The sequence below is a fragment of the Actinoallomurus iriomotensis genome, from assembly GCF_030269445.1.
Lineage (GTDB): Bacteria > Actinomycetota > Actinomycetes > Streptosporangiales > Streptosporangiaceae > Actinoallomurus > Actinoallomurus iriomotensis.
Genome location: NZ_BSTJ01000012.1, coordinates 284,145 through 301,674 on the forward strand (window position 1 = coordinate 284,145; position 17,530 = coordinate 301,674).

16 protein-coding genes and 1 pseudogene are annotated in these 17,530 nt (G+C 70.7%); 11 read left to right on the top strand and 6 right to left on the bottom strand.

What is annotated here, in order from left to right; all coding sequences use genetic code 11:
* The first annotated feature begins 8 nt into the window (after positions 1–8).
* The 8 genes and pseudogenes from QSK37_RS40225 to QSK37_RS40260 all read left to right on the top strand — a co-directional run bounded on the left by QSK37_RS40225 (position 9) and on the right by QSK37_RS40260 (position 8,522).
* Positions 9–917 (top strand): Rossmann-like and DUF2520 domain-containing protein, encoded by a 909-nt coding sequence (locus tag QSK37_RS40225; protein ID WP_285631841.1) that lies wholly within the window; start codon positions 9–11, stop codon positions 915–917.
* Entirely contained in the window at positions 914–1,792 is an 879-nt protein-coding gene (gene panC, locus QSK37_RS40230) for a pantoate--beta-alanine ligase (RefSeq protein ID WP_285631844.1), read from the top strand. The genes QSK37_RS40225 and panC overlap by 4 nt, the downstream gene beginning before the upstream one ends.
* Positions 1,792–2,214, top strand: a complete 423-nt coding sequence (panD, locus tag QSK37_RS40235) for an aspartate 1-decarboxylase (protein ID WP_285631847.1) — start codon at positions 1,792–1,794, stop codon at positions 2,212–2,214. Before panC ends, panD begins: the two co-directional genes overlap by 1 nt.
* A 29-nt stretch (positions 2,215–2,243) precedes the next feature.
* Positions 2,244–2,447: a hypothetical protein gene (locus QSK37_RS40240; protein ID WP_285631850.1), complete on the top strand. Its 204-nt coding sequence runs from the start codon at positions 2,244–2,246 to the stop codon at positions 2,445–2,447.
* A 255-nt stretch (positions 2,448–2,702) separates the two neighbouring features.
* Positions 2,703–5,182: pseudogene (locus QSK37_RS40245) on the top strand (L-aspartate oxidase).
* 86 nt (positions 5,183–5,268) lie between these two features.
* A complete protein-coding gene (locus QSK37_RS40250) occupies positions 5,269–6,069 on the top strand; it encodes a type III pantothenate kinase (RefSeq protein ID WP_285578300.1) in 801 nt (266 codons plus the stop codon).
* A gap of 50 nt (positions 6,070–6,119) precedes the next feature.
* Entirely contained in the window at positions 6,120–7,607 is a 1,488-nt protein-coding gene (gene lysX / locus QSK37_RS40255; RefSeq protein WP_285578301.1) for a bifunctional lysylphosphatidylglycerol synthetase/lysine--tRNA ligase LysX, read from the top strand.
* A 105-nt stretch (positions 7,608–7,712) separates the two neighbouring features.
* Complete coding sequence (locus QSK37_RS40260) at positions 7,713–8,522, top strand: ANTAR domain-containing protein (RefSeq protein ID WP_285631853.1); 810 nt, start codon at positions 7,713–7,715, stop codon at positions 8,520–8,522.
* Between the two features lie 246 nt (positions 8,523–8,768).
* Here QSK37_RS40260 and QSK37_RS40265 read toward each other — a convergent pair whose 3' ends face one another.
* Positions 8,769–9,659, bottom strand: a complete 891-nt coding sequence (locus QSK37_RS40265) for an intradiol ring-cleavage dioxygenase (protein WP_285631856.1) — start codon at positions 9,657–9,659, stop codon at positions 8,769–8,771.
* A 250-nt stretch (positions 9,660–9,909) separates the two neighbouring features.
* Between QSK37_RS40265 and QSK37_RS40270 the strand changes: the two genes are divergently transcribed.
* Positions 9,910–10,074 (top strand): hypothetical protein, encoded by a 165-nt coding sequence (locus tag QSK37_RS40270; protein WP_285631858.1) that lies wholly within the window; start codon positions 9,910–9,912, stop codon positions 10,072–10,074.
* A 580-nt stretch (positions 10,075–10,654) separates the two neighbouring features.
* On the opposite strand, the gene QSK37_RS40275 is transcribed toward QSK37_RS40270, so the two are convergent.
* Positions 10,655–11,224 (bottom strand): hypothetical protein, encoded by a 570-nt coding sequence (locus QSK37_RS40275; RefSeq protein ID WP_285631861.1) that lies wholly within the window; start codon positions 11,222–11,224, stop codon positions 10,655–10,657.
* An 811-nt stretch (positions 11,225–12,035) separates the two neighbouring features.
* Positions 12,036–12,782: an SDR family NAD(P)-dependent oxidoreductase gene (locus QSK37_RS40285; protein WP_285631864.1), complete on the bottom strand. Its 747-nt coding sequence runs from the start codon at positions 12,780–12,782 to the stop codon at positions 12,036–12,038.
* A 67-nt stretch (positions 12,783–12,849) separates the two neighbouring features.
* On the opposite strand from QSK37_RS40285, the gene QSK37_RS40290 reads away from it, so the two are divergent.
* Complete coding sequence (locus QSK37_RS40290; RefSeq protein ID WP_285631867.1) at positions 12,850–13,485, top strand: TetR/AcrR family transcriptional regulator; 636 nt, start codon at positions 12,850–12,852, stop codon at positions 13,483–13,485.
* Between the two features lie 176 nt (positions 13,486–13,661).
* A complete protein-coding gene (locus QSK37_RS40295; protein ID WP_285631870.1) occupies positions 13,662–14,165 on the top strand; it encodes a transposase family protein in 504 nt (167 codons plus the stop codon).
* A gap of 300 nt (positions 14,166–14,465) precedes the next feature.
* Here the strand turns inward: QSK37_RS40295 and QSK37_RS40300 are convergent, their stop codons facing one another.
* The 3 genes from QSK37_RS40300 to QSK37_RS40310 all read right to left on the bottom strand — a co-directional run bounded on the left by QSK37_RS40300 (position 14,466) and on the right by QSK37_RS40310 (position 17,520).
* On the bottom strand, positions 14,466–14,903 hold the full coding sequence (locus QSK37_RS40300; protein ID WP_349498032.1) for a DUF222 domain-containing protein: 438 nt from the start codon (positions 14,901–14,903) through the stop codon (positions 14,466–14,468).
* Between the two features lie 671 nt (positions 14,904–15,574).
* The gene (locus QSK37_RS40305) at positions 15,575–16,741 is read right to left on the bottom strand and encodes a cytochrome P450 (RefSeq protein ID WP_285631872.1); all 1,167 of its coding nucleotides are present in this window, start codon (positions 16,739–16,741) and stop codon (positions 15,575–15,577) included.
* Between the two features lie 14 nt (positions 16,742–16,755).
* Positions 16,756–17,520 (bottom strand): IclR family transcriptional regulator, encoded by a 765-nt coding sequence (locus tag QSK37_RS40310; RefSeq protein WP_285631875.1) that lies wholly within the window; start codon positions 17,518–17,520, stop codon positions 16,756–16,758.
* Positions 17,521–17,530 lie beyond the last annotated feature (10 nt).

Genomic DNA, 17,530 nt, shown 5'->3' on the forward strand with positions numbered 1-17,530 from the left:
ACGCACGAATGACCACTTCTGACCAGCGCCCGGGGCGCCTCGCCGTGGGCGTTGTCGGCGCCGGCCGCGTCGGGTCGGCGCTGGGCCGGGCGCTCGACCTGGCCGGCCACACCGTGGTGGCGGCGTCCGGGGTCTCCGACGCCTCGCGCGAACGCGTCCGCGAGCGGCTGCCCGGCGTTCCGCTGCTGCCGGTGCCCGAGGTGGTGGCCGCCGCCGACCTGGTCCTGTTCACCGTGCCCGACGACGCGCTGCCCGCCCTGGTCGAGGGTCTCGTCGGCACCGACGTGACCGTACGCGGCAAGCTGCTCGTCCACACCAGCGGCCGGTACGGCACGGGCGTGCTGGAGGCCGCGACCCGCGTCGGCGGGCTGCCGCTGGCGCTGCACCCGGTGATGACGTTCACCGGGCGGCCCGACGACGTCGACCGGCTCGCCGGGATCTCCTTCGGCGTGACCGCGCCCGAGCCGCTGCGGCCGGTCGCCGAGGCGCTCGTGGTGGAGATGGGCGGCGAGCCGGTGTGGATCCCCGAGGACCGGCGCACGCTCTACCACGCGGCGCTGGCCGGCGGCGCCAACCACCTGGTCACGCTGGTCGTCGAGTCGATGGATCTGCTCGGCCGCGCCGGCGTGGAGAACCCGAGCCGCATGCTCGGCCCGCTGCTCGGCGCCGCCCTCGACAACGCCCTGCGGCTCGGCGTCCGCGGCCTGACCGGACCGGTCGCCCGCGGTGACGCCGGCACGGTCGCGGGCCACGTCGAGGAGCTGGGCCGCGTCTCACCCGAGGCGCGCGGCGCGTACGTCGCGCTGGCCCGCCTCACCGCCGACCGCGCGCTCGCGGCCGGTCTCCTGAAGCCCGACGACGCATCACGTCTCCTCGACGCTCTGGCCGAACGCGGTTCCGAAGGGAAGCAGCCATGACGCTCGTGATCGCCCGTACGCGCGAGGAACTCGCGGCGGCACGGTCCTCTTTCGGGACGATCGCGCTCGTGCCCACCATGGGCGCGCTGCACGAGGGCCACCGGTCCCTGATGCGCCGGGCCCGGGGCTTGGCCGGCACGGTGGCCGTGAGCATCTTCGTCAATCCGCTGCAGTTCGGGCCGAACGAGGACCTCGACCGCTATCCCCGTACGCTCACGGACGACCTGGCCGTCTGCGCCGACGAGGGCGTCGGGCTGGTCTTCGCGCCCACGGTGGAGACCATGTACCCCGAGGGCCGGAGCACCGGCGTCACGGTCAGCGCGGGCGAGATGGGGACGATCGTCGAGGGCGCGTCCCGGCCGGGTCACTTCGACGGCGTGCTGACCGTCGTGCTCAAGCTGTTCAACCTGGTCCGCCCGGAGATCGCCGTCTTCGGCGAGAAGGACGCCCAGCAGCTCGCGATGATCCGCCGCATGGTCGCCGACCTGAACGTCCCGGTGTGGATCGACGCCTGCCCGACCGTACGGGAGAACGACGGGCTGGCGCTGTCGAGCCGCAACCGGTACCTGTCGCCGCCGGAGCGGGTCACGGCGCTGTCGCTGTCGCTGGCCCTGCGCCGGGGGGCGGCGGCCGCGCCGGACGGGCCGGCCAAGGTCCTCAAGGCGGCCCGCGCCGTACTCGACGAGGCGGCCGACACCGAGCCGCCGCTGGAGCTGGACTACGTGAAGCTGGTCGACCCGACGACGTTCCACGAGGTCGACGAGGAGTACGTCGGCCCGGCCGTCCTCGCCATCGCGGGCACGGTGGGCTCCACTCATCTGATCGACAACACCCCGCTGTACCTGACGCCCGAGCCGCCCACGGAGACGCGCTGATGTTCCGCACCATGTTCAAGTCGAAGATCCACCGGGCCACGGTCACCCAGGCCGACCTGCACTATGTGGGTTCGATCACGATCGACGAGGACCTGATGGAGGCGGCGGACCTGCTCGCGGGCGAACAGGTGCAGGTGGTCGACATCGACAACGGCGCCCGCCTGGAGACGTACGTGATCGCCGGGCCGCGCGGCAGCGGCGTGATCGGCCTGAACGGCGCGGCGGCACGGCTGGTGCACCCGGGCGACCTGGTCATCATCATGAGCTACGCGGCCATGACGGATGAGGAGTCCCGCGCCTTCGAGCCGAAGGTCGTCCACGTCGACCGCGACAACCGGATCATCGCCCTGGGCTCCGACCCGGCGGAGCCGGTGCCCGGCACCGCGACGGTCCGCGGCGACACGGTCGCCGAGCTCGCCTGAAGTCATCCACGGCCGCCGCCAACGCGGCCATGGAGATCGACCGTCATGGGAACACCTGTACGGTGCGGGTGAAGGACGCCTATGCCGATCCCGGACGCTTCGCGGAGGTGTTCCACCGGGCCGGACTCGACGTGAAACCGCGAGTCGTGCCCGTATCACCGTCATTGCAACGCTCGATAGTCCGTGAGGGCTTCTCCGGGCAGCCCGGACACACCGGGATCGGCGCGTGGTGAGGGCACTGGAACGAGCACATCAGCCAGGGCGAGGCCGGTATCGGCCGTTTCGGGGGCGGTTCTGCTGGTTCGCGGTCGGCCGTGGCATGGCTTGGCGTCGCCGGTCAGCGGCCTTGCGTACGCCTTCGACGGGTCCGGCTGCAGCGTGCTGACCGGCGGGTTCACCCCTTGTTAACACCCGCCCGGAGGGATCAGGCGTTCCGGGCGCGAGTTATAGTCAAATTGACGAGAACTCGCCTCCCCCCAGGAGGGCTCATGCTCCCTCAGCGACTCACCGCCCCGCCGCCCGGTTGGACGACCGACGCCGACATCGTCGTGATCGGGTCCGGCATCGCCGGTCTCGTGGCCGCCCTGCGGGCCCGTACGGCGGGCAGGGTTCTTCTCGTCACCAAGGCACTCCTCGACGACGGGTCCACGCGCTGGGCGCAGGGCGGGATCGCCGCGGCGCTCCACCCGGGCGACTCGCCGGAGGAGCATCTCGCCGACACCCTCACCGCGGGGGTCGGCATCTGCGACCCCGAGGCCGTACGCGTGCTGGTCACCGAGGGGCCCGACGCGGTACGCGGGCTGATCGCGCTCGGCGCCGAATTCGACCGCGACGGGGAGGGGCAGATCGCGCTCACCCGTGAAGGCGGCCACCTGCGGCGCCGCATCGCGCACGCCGGCGGCGACGCGACCGGCGCCGAGATCAGCCGGGCACTGCTCGCGGCCACCAAGGACGCCGGGATCGAGGTCATCGAGCACGCACTGGCGCTCGACCTGCTAATCGAGGACGGGCGGACGGCCGGTGTCACGCTCCACGTCATGGGGGAGGGGCAGCGCGACGGCGTCGGCGCCGTACGGGCCCGCGCGGTGATCCTCGCGACCGGCGGGCTCGGGCAGGTCTTCGAGGCGACCACGAACCCGGAGGTCTCTACCGGCGACGGGGTGGCCCTCGCGCTGCGGGCGGGCGCGCGGGTCGCCGACGTGGAGTTCGTGCAGTTCCACCCGACGGTGATGTGGCTGGGGCCGGACGCGCGTGGGCGTCAGCCGCTCATCTCCGAGGCCGTGCGCGGCGAGGGCGCGTTCCTGATCGACGGTTCCGGCGAGCGGTTCATGACCGGCCGGCATCCGCTCGCCGACCTTGCCCCCCGCGACGTGGTGGCCAAGGAGATCATGAAGCGGATGCGCGAGACCGGCGAGCCGTGCATGTACCTCGACGGACGCAACCTCGGCCCGCGCATCTGGGCGCAGCGGTTCCCCACGATCACGGCGGCCTGCGAGCGGCACGGCATCGACCCGGTCAACGAGCCGATCCCGGTGCTGCCGGCCGCGCACTACGCCAGCGGCGGCGTCCGTACGGACCTGTGGGGGCGCACGAGCGTTCCCGGGCTGTACGCCTGCGGCGAGGTCGCCTGCACCGGCGTCCACGGCGCCAACCGCCTCGCCTCCAACTCGCTGCTCGAAGGGCTGGTGTTCGCCCAGCGGATCGCGTCCGTGCTGCCCGGCGACCTGGAACGGGACAATCCGGCGTCGTCGGGGGCGGCGGGGACGTCCGCCCTTCTCGACCCCGATATCCGGGCCGAGATCCAGCGGATCATGACGGCCGGCTCCGGTGTGCTGCGTGACGGTCCCGGTCTGGAGCGTGCCGCGGCCGAACTGGCGGCGCTGGCCGGCCGTACGACCGACCGGCCGCGCACCGAGGCCTGGGAGGTCACGAACCTGCACACCGTCGCCTCACTGATCGTCGCGTCGGCGCGGCGCCGCGAGGAGACGCGCGGCAGCCACTGGCGTTCGGACTTCCCCGACGCCTCCGACGAGTGGCGCGGGCACCTCGTGTCGGCACTCGACGGCGACACCCTCACCACGACCTACGAACCCGCGGAGACCCGATGAGAGCCGCCACGCACGCCTGGCTGACCGAGGCGGGGCTGGACCCGCAGGCCGTGGAGAGCGTCGTACGCGTCGCGCTGGCCGAAGACGGCGAGCGCGACGTCACGAGCGAACCGATCTTCGACGCCGGCGCCACGGCCGGCGCCGACGTGGTGACGCGCCGCCCCGGCGTGGTCGCGGGCCTGCCGGTGGCCGCGCTGGTGTTCGAGACGCTCGGTCTCACCGTCAAGGCGCTCGCGGGCGACGGTGACCGGGTCGCCGCGGGCGACGTCCTGCTCTCGGTCGAGGGACCGCTGCTCGGGCTGCTGCGCGCGGAGCGCACCGCGCTGAACCTCCTCACCCACCTGTCCGGCGTCGCCACCGTCACCCGGCAGTGGGCGGACGCCGTCGAGGGCACCCGGGCGCGAGTCCGCGACACGCGCAAGACGCTGCCCGGCCTGCGGGCCCTGCAGAAGTACGCGGTGCGCTGCGGGGGCGGCGTCAACCACCGCATGTCGCTGGCGGACGCCGCGCTGATCAAGGACAACCACGTCGCGGCGGCCGGTTCGGTCACTGCCGCGTTCGAGGCCGTACGCGCCCCCGGCCTGCACGTTCAGGTCGAGTGCGACACGCTCGACCAGGTACGCGAGGCGCTGGCGGCCGGCGCGACCTCCATCCTGCTGGACAACATGGACATCCCGACGATGACCGAGGCCGTGACCCTGGTGGGCGGGCGCGCCGAACTGGAGGCGAGCGGCGGCCTCTCGTTGGACGGGGCCCGAGATGTGGCCGCGACCGGTGTCGACTACCTTGCCGTTGGGGCACTGACCCATTCGGTGCCCGCGCTCGACATCGGCCTTGACCTTAACGGAGCGGCGAGCTGACGAGCGAGCGAAGTGGGCGGTGAGGGACGAGCCGTCCGCGGAGCGAGCGAGGAGGCGAGCGCGACCATTGACACAGCGGGGACCTGATGCTGCTCACCATCGACGTCGGTAACACCCACACCGTGCTCGGCCTGTTCGAGGGCGATGAGGTCATCGAGCACTGGCGTATCAACACCGACGCGCGGCGTACCGCGGACGAGATCGCGGTGGTCCTCCAGGGGCTCGTGCAGCAGAGCCCGTTGCTGGCCGAGACCGACATCAGCGGCATCGCGCTCTGCTCGACGGTGCCGTCGGTACTGCACGAGATGCGGGAGATGTGCCGCCGCTACTACGGCGACGTCTCCGCGGTGATCGTCGAGCCGGGCGTCAAGACCGGCGTGCCGGTGCGGATGGACAACCCCAAGGAAGTCGGTTCCGACCGCATCATCAACGCTTTGGCCGCGAACCACATCTACGGCGGCCCGGCGATCGTGGTCGACTTCGGCACGGCCACCACGTTCGACGCCGTGTCGCCCAAGGGCGAGTACGTCGGCGGCGCGATCGCCCCGGGCATCGAGATCGCGGTGGACGCGCTGTCGGCCCGGGGTGCACAACTGCACAAGGTGGAGCTCGTCCGGCCCCGCAACGTCATCGGCAAGAGCACGGTCGAGGCGCTGCAGTCGGGCATCATCTTCGGTTTCGCCGGTCAGGTGGACGGCGTGGTCGACCGGATGTCGGAGGAACTGGCCGACAACCCCGAGGACGTCACGGTGGTCGCCACCGGCGGTCTCGCGCCCCTCGTCCTGGACGAGGCCCGCACCATCGACGCGTACGAGCCGTGGCTCACGCTGATCGGCCTGCGTCTGGTCTACGAACGCAACGTCAGCGTGTCCACGGCGGGCCAGTAACCAGGGCAATCGGTTCGCGGGCTCCCCGGCCGGGTCGGTAGCCTTCGACCGTGAACGAGTCGCAGCAAGATCTTCCGGAGCAGATGCGGATCCGCCGGGACAAGGCGGAGCGCCTGCGGGAGAGCGGGGTCGACCCGTACCCCCTCGGATTCCCGCGTACGACCACGATCGCGAAGGTCCGCGCGGACCATCCCGATCTGGAACCGGGCACCTCCACCGGGGAGAAGGTCGGGGTCACCGGCCGCGTCATGCTGGCTCGTAACACCGGCAAGCTCTGCTTCGCCACCATCCGCGACGGCAGCGGCGACATCCAGATCATGCTGTCCCTCGCCAACGTCGGCGAGGAGGCCCTGGAGGCGTGGAAGCGCGACATCGACCTCGGCGACCAGGTCGGCGTCGAGGGGGAGGTCATCACCTCCAAGCGCGGCGAGCTGTCGATCATGGCGGACCGCTACGTGCTCACCTCCAAGTGCCTGCGCCCGCTGCCGGAGAAGCACGCCGGCCTGACCGACCCCGAGCAGCGCGTACGCCTCCGCTACGTCGACCTGATCGTCAACGACGAGGCGCGGCGCATGGCCCGGCTGCGCAGCGACACCGTGCGGGCGATCCGTGAGTACATGAACGACCGCGAGTTCCTCGAGGTCGAGACCCCGATGCTCCAGCCGATCCACGGCGGGGCGTCCGCGCGGCCGTTCGTCACGCACATCAACGCGTACGACATGGACCTCTACCTGCGGATCGCGATCGAGCTGTACCTCAAGCGGCTCGTCGTCGGCGGCATCGAGAAGGTCTATGAGATCAGCCGCAACTTCCGCAACGAGGGCGCCGACTCCTCGCACAACCCCGAGTTCACCATGCTCGAGGCCTACGAGGCGTACGGCGACTACGACACGATCGCCACGCTGACCCGCGAGATCTACCAGGCCGCGGTGGTGGCCGCGCTCGGCACGACGGTCGTGGTGCACGACGGGCAGGAGATCGACCTCGGCGGCGACGAATGGCCCAAGGTCACCCTGTACGACGCGGTGTCCGGCGCGGTGGGCGAGGAGCTCACCACCGAGACGCCGATCGAGCAGGTGCGCAAGCTGTTCGACCTGCGCGGCCTGGAGTACGACCCGGCATGGGGGCAGGGGCGGCTCGTGCAGGAGCTGTTCGAGGAGCTGGTCGAGCGCACGCTGGTCCAGCCGACGTTCGTCCGCGACTACCCGCTGGAGACCTCGCCGCTCGCCCGTACGCACCGCTCGAACCCGCTGCTGACCGAAAAGTGGGACCTCATCGGCTTCGGCACCGAGCTGGGCACGGGCTACTCGGAGCTGATCGATCCGATCGAGCAGCGGCGCCGGCTCACCGAGCAGTCTCTCCTGGCGGCCGGCGGCGACCCGGAGGCCATGCAGCTCGACGAGGACTTCCTGCGCGCGCTGGAGTACGCCATGCCCCCGACCGGTGGCGTCGGCATCGGCATCGACCGAATGATCATGGCGTTCACCGGCAAGAACATCCGCGAGACGATCTTGTTCCCGCTGGTCAAGCCCGAATAGGGCCGAGATCGCACCCTCGCCGGGCATGGTCTGCTTCGATCAGGTGATACTAGGGGCGATCGATGGGGAGGACGCCGGACTCCGGCGCCAGGGGAAGAGGGCATCGTGGACGACGACAGATCCGATACCTGTTCTCCGCCGGAACCGGCGGCCGACGCCGCTCAAGAGGGCCCGCCGGTCTCGCTGACGCATGAGCTGGGCGAACTGACCCGGGCCCTGCTCAGCGCCACCACGGTCGACGGTGTCCTGGAGCGCATCATCCTCGCCGCCCGCTACCTCATCCCCGCGGCCGACGTGGTGAGCATCACCCTGCGGGAGCGAGATGGGAGCTTCTGGACGCCCGCGGAGACCGACGTGGAGGCCGCCGAACTCGATCGCCGTCAGTACGAGGCGGGCGAGGGCCCCTGCATGGACGCCGCCGACCCCGCCGGGCCCGCGTACGCCCACAGCGGTGACCTCGCCACCGAGTCCGCCTGGCCGGTGTTCGCCCGCGAGGCGAGCGCGCACGGGTTCGCCTCGATCCTCTCCACAGCCTTGATCACCGTGCCGGAGCCGCCGCCGTTCACCGCCGCGATGAACATCTACTCCCGCGAGCGCGACGCCCTGGGCGACTCAGCCCGCGACACGGCGTTCATCCTCGCGACGTACGCGTCGCTCGCGCTCGCCGCCCTCTATCGCGACGCCGACACCGAACGCGCCCTGAACCGGTCCGAGGCGGACGTGGGCAACCTCCGCAAGGCGCTGGACACCCGGACGATCATCGGTCAGGCGACCGGGATCTTGATGGCCCGCCGGGGACTGTCCGCCGACGAGGCGTTCGAGGTGCTCGTACGCGCCTCGCAGAACCACAACGTCAAGCTGGCCCGCCTCGCCGAACTCCTCGCCCGGCACCCCGACGCGGCCGACCGGCTCTGAGCCTCTACACGACCGCGAACGGGCTGCACCCGCTGTAGTCGACGACCTGCGTCGGGGTTTCGCGTACGTGGAATATGCGACGGCGGTACGGGCTGATAAGCGCATGGGGACCTCCTGGGGACGAGGGGTCTCCACTCTGTCCGTACGGCCACGGCGTGCCCCAGCGATCGGCCGGCCTCGGCCGGGGCGGGTCGCCGGGGGCCTCCGCGGAGGCGTCCGGGAAACGCGTCCGCGGAGGCGGTCCGGTTACGGCGTGGCGTCGGGGTCGACGCCGACCACGATCGTGGCGAGCAGGCCGTGTTGCGGGGCGCCGGTGTGGCAGAGCGTGACCAGGCCCGCGGAGCCGCCGCCCTGGTAGATGCCGTCCTCGTCGAGGGTCGTCCGGTGCACCGTGTTGATCGCGTACGGCTGGCGCTCGGCGATCTGCGCGGAGACCTTCTCCTCGAAGAAGAACTGGCCGGTGTGGACGACGTGGCCGCCGGCGTACTTGCCGCCCTTCGCCTTGCCGCCGAGGTGCACCTTGGCGTGGATGTGGATGGCCCGGCCGACGTACCAGCCGGGGAAGAGCGTACGGATCTCCACCACGCCGTGCCGGTCGCTGGTCTGGACGCCGCGCAGGAAGGTCAGCTGGTCGGTCGGTTCGACGTGACCTCCGCCGGGAGGCGGCCCGGACGGGTCGGACGGCGGCGGGGAGTCCGGCGGAGGCGTACCGCCGCCCGGCCCACCGGGTCCGCCGCCGTTCGCGCCGCCGATGCCGAGCGCCGTGTAGCCGGAGTACTCCCCGAGCGCGTCACAGTGCCAGACGTCCAACGCGGCGTTCGGGATGGGCGCGCAGGTCGTGGCGTTGACGATCGTGGCGCGCAGGAGGAGCGGCACGCCGTCCTTGTGCTCGGTGATGTCACGGCGGAACAGCTCGTAGTCCAGGTAGTACGGCCCTTCCGTCAGCTCGGGCGCGAGCACGCAGGCCGGCCGCGCGCCCTCCGGTGTCCTGGCCGCCGAGCCGCCGGTCGCCCCGGCCGCCGCGCGGCTCGCCGCGACCACCCCGGCAGCCCCCAGCCCCGCACCGCCGATGGCGGTCAGCGCGCGACGGCGGTTCATGCGGTCGCGGCCCTCGTCGTGCTCTTGTTGCTCGGCCATACGTCAGCCACCCTTCGTCCTGACACGTGGGTTGACGGTCGGTCGACCGTCGGCGCGGCGACGCTATGCGCGACGCATGAGAGCCCGATGAGAGCAATCTGAGATTCGTTGCCTCCGGCACGCCCGGATCCGGCCACGAGCCCACAGACCCGTGCCGGCCCTCGCCGGGCCACCAGAACGCGCGTTGACGGCACCGGGACGCCAACGGAACGATCAATGCGGCTGTGCGCGACTTCGAGGGGAGACAACGATGGACTCCAGCTCCAGCGGCGCCGCCGGTTCGGTCGGTGACCCGGACGACGAGCACCCGAACCCGGTCGGGGACGCCGTGGTGAAGGGTGTCCGCAAGGTGCTGAACAAGTTCGGTCCCGCGGGCGAGAAGGCCGCCGAGCACCTGCCTGAGGAACAGAAGTAACCGCCGGCCGAGCTCCGACCGTCCACGGTCGCGCAGAGGACCTGCTGCAGTGCCGACGCCGCGTCGCCCTGGCTGGAGAAGTACCTCCGCGTGTAGGCGAACGCCGCGCCGGAACAGGTGGTCGCGCCCAGGCACGCCAGGTCACCCGCCTCGGCAACGCCCACCGGGGCAGGGGGCGTGTGTGACTGGGGTAGGTGCGTTGGTGGTCATTCGCGGTCGGCGGGTGCCGTGATGCGCCGGCGGCCGGTCGGGGTGGTCCACAGGATGACGCCTGGCCAGAGTTGTTCGATGTGCCAGCCTTTGGTCGCCTTCAGTCGGTGGTGGCGGCGGAGCATGGCCAGGTCGCAGGGGCAGGTGGGACCGCCTCGGTGGTACGCGGTGGTGTGATCGGCATCGCGGTAGCGGACGGGCCGTCGGCAGCAGGGAAAGACGCATCGGCGATCGCGATGTCGGACCAGGCGGCGTACTGAGTCGGGTGGTCGGTAGCGAGCGATCCCGTGCGTGGGTGGGGAAGCGGATACGCACCAGCGTTTTCGCAGGTCGGCCATTGCGTGGTTGATGCGTGTACCGGCGTGGGCGATCAGCGTCCCGATGTCGCGGTGTGCCGGGAGGGGAGTGCGTCATCGGCGGTGGTCAGGAGTTCGCTGGTCAGGGCTTCGGCCTGCACGATGAGTATTCGCGGGTCGCGGTCGGCTTCAGCGGGTGTGGTGGTGGTCAGGAAGCGGTTGACGCGGGCGCCGGTGATGAGCGCGCCGATATGGTGGTGCCGTTCGGTGAGCTCGTCATTGGCGAAGGTCAGGGGCCTCGCGTCGGAGGCTTCGGCGTTCGCGATGAGTGTTCCCGGGTCGCGGGCGTCGGTGGCGGTCAAGGACCGGCTGATCGGTGAGCGGTTGACGCGGGCTCCGGCTTCGGCGACGGGGTCTGCGGGGTTCGCCGCGGTGTGGTGGGCCTTGCGGTGGGATTGTGCGTCGAGTGCGCGGGTCAGGGCGGTCAGTTCCGTACGGGCGACATCGGCGATGATGTCGGCGATCGCGTCGTCCAATGCGGTCCAGCCCGGGTTGCCCGTTGCGGGTCCGAGGGTGGGGCGGTCGGTGGTGTCGGCGGGTGGCTCGCCGGTGACGAACGTGCCTCGCAGCAGTCCCAGGAACACGTCCGCGCGTAGCTGATCGATCGCGCGGTCGTCGCCGTCGCGTTTGAGGCCGGTCGCGATCGCGCTGACGCGGCCATAAGCGGCGCTGGCGGCTTCGGCGGGCAGGTCGACGCCGGTCAGATGCGAGGTGCCGTCCTGCGTCTCGACTAATTCCAGGCCGCGGCGTTTCTCCGCTTCTTCGCGGCGTCGGTTCGCCGCTTCGGGGATCCAGGTGTTTGAGGTGATCTCAGTGAGCCTTTGCCAACCTGATCATGCGCTGGCGATCATGAGGGTCTGGACTGCGGCGATGAGCTTGTCGGCGTTGTCGGGGCTGGAGCGGATCTTGCGCAGGATCTTCCAGTTCTTCAGCTCGACGTTGACCCGCTCGCCGGGTCCGCGCCGGCGGGCGTGGGGCTTCGTTCACGTCTGTTGTGCGAGGAGGAGCGGGCGCAGCTCTGCGCGGATCGGCCCGCCTGGCCACCCGGCTCCCGGACCCCTGCTGTGCGGTGAGTCGCCCTCGGCGACCGGTTCTGCGTAGGCGTCGGCCACGGTGTTACGGGCTATGCCTAGATCAGCGGCAAGGGATCGGGCCGAGGGCGGCCGGATACCCGACACGAGCCGCCCGGTGCGCACGGCCTCCCGCAACGCGTCCATGAGCCCGGCGCGCGATCCGGTTCCGCTCAGTTCCAGATGCAGGGCGGCGCCGGCCACGGACGGCTGCGTGACAGAAGTGGCCCGGGAATCTGTCATGGAGGGGGACCGTACTCCTGCGCCACCGCCGTCCGTGGCCGCCCGCTATCCGTGGCTGCCCGCCGCCGGCTGCGCGGTCGGGCTATGCGCCGTATCCGCCGTCGATCCTCAGTACTGCGCCGGTGACGTAGGAGGCCTGCGGGCTGGCGAGGAAGACGACGCCTGCGGCGATCTCCTCCGGCCTGCCGTACCGCCCCATCGCCGTTGTCGGAAGGAACATAGGTGCGGCCGGGCCGTCGGCGGGGTTCATCTCGGTGTCGACGAACCCGGACTGGATGACGTTGACCGTGATGCCCCGGTGGGCCAGATCGCGGGCTGCGCCCCGGCTGTAGCCCTCGAGGGCCGACTTGGCGCCGGCGTAGTCGGTCATCCCGGGGAAGCCCACCCGTGTTCCCACACCCGAGCTGATACTGATGATCCGCCCGCCATCGGGCAGCAGCGGGAACGCCGCCCGGATCGCGGCCACCACACTCGTGTAGTTGATGGCGAGCTGGCGGTCGAAGGCAGACTCGTCGGCGAGCTCGCTGTCGATCGGGCCAGCGACGGTGACGCCCGCGTTGTTGACCAGAATGTCCAGCTTTCCCAACTGCTGGACCACGCTGTGGATCAGGCCCGCCGCCTGCGCCGCGTCCGACTGGTCTGCCTGGAAGGCCGCCGCGCGCACCCCCTTTGCCTCCAGGTCGGCGACCACGGCCTTGGCCTGATCCGCCGAGGACGAGTAGCTGATCGCGACGTCGGCTCCCTCGTCAGCCAGCGCCAGCGCCGACGCCGCCCCGATCCCCCGCGACCCGCCGGTCACGATCGCCACCTTGTTGTCCAGCTTTCCCATGTGCTTCCCACTTCCCCAGGTGCAACGTGCCACGGAGTTCTTGACCGCGCGGTCCACCATAAGCATGGTGGACCGCGCGGTCAAGAATCCGTATTCTGTTCGCATGGCACGTCCGCGATCGTTCGACGAGAAGCAGGTGCTGAACGCCATCCGTGATCAGTTCTGGGACGCCGGTTACGCCGCGACCTCGCTGGAAGACCTGATGCGGGTCAGCGGCCTGGGCAAAGGCAGCCTGTATGCGGCGTTCGGCGACAAGCGTCAGCTCTTCCTCCGGGCGCTGCACAGCTACACCGACGACAGCCATGGCTATCTTCGGGAAGCCCTCGCCGAGGCTCCACGGGCCCTGGACGCACTACGCATGCTCCTCGAGGCACCGATCGACGACCCGACCGGCGCCGGCACGCGGCGTGGCTGCCTGATGGCCAACAGCACCTGCGAACTCGGTAACGTCGATCCGGAAGTCCTCGACCACGCCCACCGCACCTACGAGACGTCCACCGCGCTGATCGGTGACTGCGTCGCCCGCGCCCAACGCGAGGGCGACCTGCCGGCCGGAGCGGATCCGATCGCACTAGCGCGGGCCCTCCTGGCCGCGCAACAAGGGCTCGTGTTCATGAGCCGGACCGGGCTGGACACGGCCACACTCACTGCCACGGCACGATCACTCGCGGCTCAACTCCTGCCGGACCACTCCGGCGACTGAACCGACAGGCGCGAACGGACCGTTCGCACTAAGCCTCGCCGACCTGGGTGAACCTGCTGGTCAGGGCCGTGCGGCGTGTCGTGCCCTCGAATGGGTGAAGCTCCTCGTAGACGGGCGATTGACTAGATCAACACGTCCCATCAGGAGCTTCAAGATGCTGCCCTACCCGTCCGGGGATGACCATGTCCAGCCGCGCGCTCAACCTGCTCGCGGCGAAGGCGCCCACCCTGGAACAGGCGATCGAGGTCGCTCGCCGCAAGGCGTTCGTGATCCTCGACGGGACCCTGCTGCGCATCGACCGGGTCGGCATGGCCTCCGGCTACGACCGGGCGTTCTACTCTGGCAAGCACAAGGCCCACGGGCTGAACGTGCAGGTCATCGCCAACCCGATCGGGCGGCTGGTGTGGATCTCACCGCCGCTGCCCGGCGCACGCCACGACATGGGCGCCGCCCGCGAGCACGGCATCATCGACGCGTTCACCGCTCACAAGATCCCCGCGGCCGCCGACACCGCCTACCTGGGCGCCGGACCGACCGTGGCCGTCCCGCAGCGGCGCCGACGCAAGGACCCCGACACCGGCCGCTATCGGCCCCTGTCCCGGAACCAGAAAGACGTGAACGAAGCCCACGCCCGCCGCCGCGGACCCGGCGAGCGGGTCAACGTCGAGCTGAAGAACTGAAAGATCCTGCGCAAGATCCGCTCCAGCCCCGACAACGCCGACAAGCTCATCGCCGCAGTCCAGACCCTCATGATCGCCAGCGCGTGATCAGGTTGGCAAAGGCCCAGTGAGTTTCAAGTGGGCGAGTTCGCGGGGCACGTCGAGCATGGCACGATGGGCGATCAAGGGGAGCCTCTCGTAGGACTTGATCTTCAGCAAATCCAGTCCTACGAGGGGCTCCCCGCCTACGTTCACCGGCCCTGTCGCCAGGCCGCGCACTCGATCGGGTCGCCTACTCGACCGTTCTCCCGGAACGGGTTATCAACATGATCTTGGTGAGATCACCTCTTTGATCAGTCGCCGGATTTTCGCGCGAATTTGCCCGGTTGTTTGTTCCGGGGCTTTGGGTGGGACTTTGGCTTCTACGGTGGATGTTAACTTTTCGTCGACCTGGTCGGTGGCATGCCATATCGTCCGCGTCTTGGCGTAGTCGATGTCGCCGGCGGCCAGCGCCGCGTAAGTGGCGGGCAGCCGCCGGGTCAGCTCGGTGGCGAACCGGATCAGACCATCGGCCGCGGTGGGAGTGAGCGTCAGCGCCCCCGCGACCTCGTCGTACAAAGAGTCGACCGGGTAGAGCACCTCCACGACGGCGTCCCGGCCCGCCGCCTCGGCGAACCGGCGTCGGGCCGGCGCCGCCAGCTCCACCGCCTGTATCTGTGCGGCCAGCCGACGCGCCTCGACCAGCTCCTGATCGGACAGCTCGCCGGCATCGAATTAAAGCGGCCCTTGCGGCGATATCGGCGAAAGGGGTGGAGCCTGCGTGGCAACGCTCATCTGCCTCCCCTTTCGCAGTATTCGACTCTCAACTCGAACATGCTAGCGAGTTCTTTGCCTTTTCTCTAGAGACATTCCGGGCAATTCCTAGACGATTTTCGAGGTGGTAGGTCAGGAATGCGATGATTAGGTGCGGTCCCCATGCTGGAGTGCGATGCGCAGGCGCCGGGTTCTCCGATGAGGCACCTCCAACGGTCCAGAGCCTGCGGCAGGGATGGCCGTCGAGCATGGCGAGAGGCCGCTCGGCGGCGCGGGACGGCGGTAGCCGTGCCGCTGTTTGGCGGTTGGTCCTGTGCGGTGCGAATGCTGGGGTCACGGTGAGCGCCTCTGGCGATCCGGAGGGCGGTGGGGGTTGCCGTCGAAGCGCCGGCGGGGCTGTCCGGTGGCAGGGGGCGGCGGGCGGTCGTGTCGTCCGGGGATTGGGCCCTCCGTACAGGCCAGGTGTCCCTGCGATCACGGCGTGCTTGCCGGTCGCCCTCGTCACGGTGGCACGGGACAGATCCCTCGGCCGGCGGTGGCCATCCTCGTCGCCCCTGCGGGCGGCGAGGATCCACCAGCGTCGTCCCGTAAACCGGGGAACGTTGGTGGACGCCGCACTAGGAGATCCGTACCGGCAGTTCCGCGAGGCCGCGCAGGATGAGGTTGTCCTTGTAGCGCAGCGGGCCGGGCATGAGGGTGACCTCGCGTCGCATCAGGGCGGTCAGGGCGGTCTGGCCCTCGATGCGGGCGAGGGGCGCGCCCAGGCAGAAGTGAATGCCCTGCCCGAACGCCAGGTGGCGCGGTGCCTCCGTCAGCCACCGTGTCAGGTTGAGGTGGTCCGGGTCGGTGAAGACCTCCGGGTCGCGGTTGGCCGCGCCCAGCAGCAGCATGATCGGCTCGCCTCGGCCGATCCGCTGGCCGGCGATCTCGGCGTCCTCCAGGGCGACGCGGGCGCTGAGCTGGACCGGCGGGTCGTACCTCAGCAGTTCCTCCACCGCCGCGGCGGCCTCGTCCGGATGGTCGCGGAACCAGGCGAGCTGGTCCGGGGACCGTAGGAGCGCCAGCGTGCCGTTGGCGATGAGGTTGACCGTCGTCTCGTGGCCGGCGACGAGCAGCAGCACGCAGGTGGCGATCAGGTCGTCCTCGGTGAGTTCCTCGATGGCGACCAGCCCGCTCAGCAGGTCGTCTCCCGGAGCGGCGCGGCGCCGGGCGGCCAGTTCGCGGAAGTACTCGGCGAACTCCTCGCGCGCCTGGTCGCGGTGGGTGAGCTCGTCCGGCGGCACCACGAAGTCCGGGTCGAGGCCGCGGGCGAGCGCGTCCGACCAGTCCTTGAAGCGTTCCTCGTCCTCCGGCGGCACGCCGAGCATCTCGCTGATCACGATGACCGGCAGCGGGTGGGCCAGGCCTGCGATCAGGTCGACCTCGCCGTCGAGGCCGGCCAGCAGCTCGTCCACGATGGCCGACACGCGAGGGCGCAGGCGTTCGACGAGGCGTGCGGTGAAGGCGCGGCTGACCAGGCGGCGGAGTCGTGTGTGCTCGGGCGGGTCCAGGGTGAGGAACGACCGGCGCCGGGGCGGCCGGCCGGCGGGTCCCGTGTCGCCGTGGCCGAACCTCGGGTCGCGCAGCACCTGCGTGCACACCGCGAAGGAGGTCGAGAGCCACAGGCCGCCGGCCGTGTGTACCAGGGGCCCCGCCGCCCGCAGCGAGCGGTAGTGGGCGTACGGATCGGCGCTGAACTCCGGGGCGAACGGGTCGAAACCGAGAACGGCACTGACGTCGGTCATGGGACCTCCCGCACTCAGTGAAGCAGATGGTGCGCGGAGTACTCGATGCGCTCGCGGGCCCGCATGAGCAGCGCGGGGATCTCGCGTTCGGCCGCCTTGGTCAGGCGGGTCGCCGGGACGGAGACGCTGATGGCGTCCCGGGCGGGGCGCTGCAGGCGCAGGACGACGGCGAAGCAGCAGATGCCGGTGCTGTTCTCCTCGCGGTCGGCGGCGTAGCCGCGTTCGCGTACGCGGCGCAGCTCCTCGGCCAGCGCCCGCCGGTCGGTGATGGTGTTCTCGGTCTGGCGTTCGAGCTCGTCGGGGAGGCGCGGCGTGGGGCGGTCGGCGAGCAGGGCCTTGCCGAGGGCGGTGCTGTGCACGGGCACGCGGCGGCCGACGCGTACGACGGGCCGCAGGTCGTGGCGGGAGGGCCGGGAGGACAGGTCGACGACCTCGACGTCGTCGAGCCGGCCGAAGTGCACGGTCTCGCCGGTCACCTCGGCGAGCCACTCGAGGGTCTCGTGCGCCATGCCGACCACGGGATCGCCGTCGATGTAGGACGCGCCGACGAGCAGGGCCCGCATGCCGATGCGGTACAGCGTGCCGGTCGGGTCGGTCTCCACCCAGCCGAGTTGCACGAGCGTGCGCAGGAGGGCGTACAGGCTGCTCTTGGGGTAACCCAGCTCCTGCTGGATGGCCGACAGGCTGTACATCCCGCCCTGGCGGGCGAAGAAATCGAGCAGCGCGACGGTGCGCGTCGCGGACTTGACGCCCGGCCCGGTGGTGTCGGATGAGTCCATGCCCAGCCCC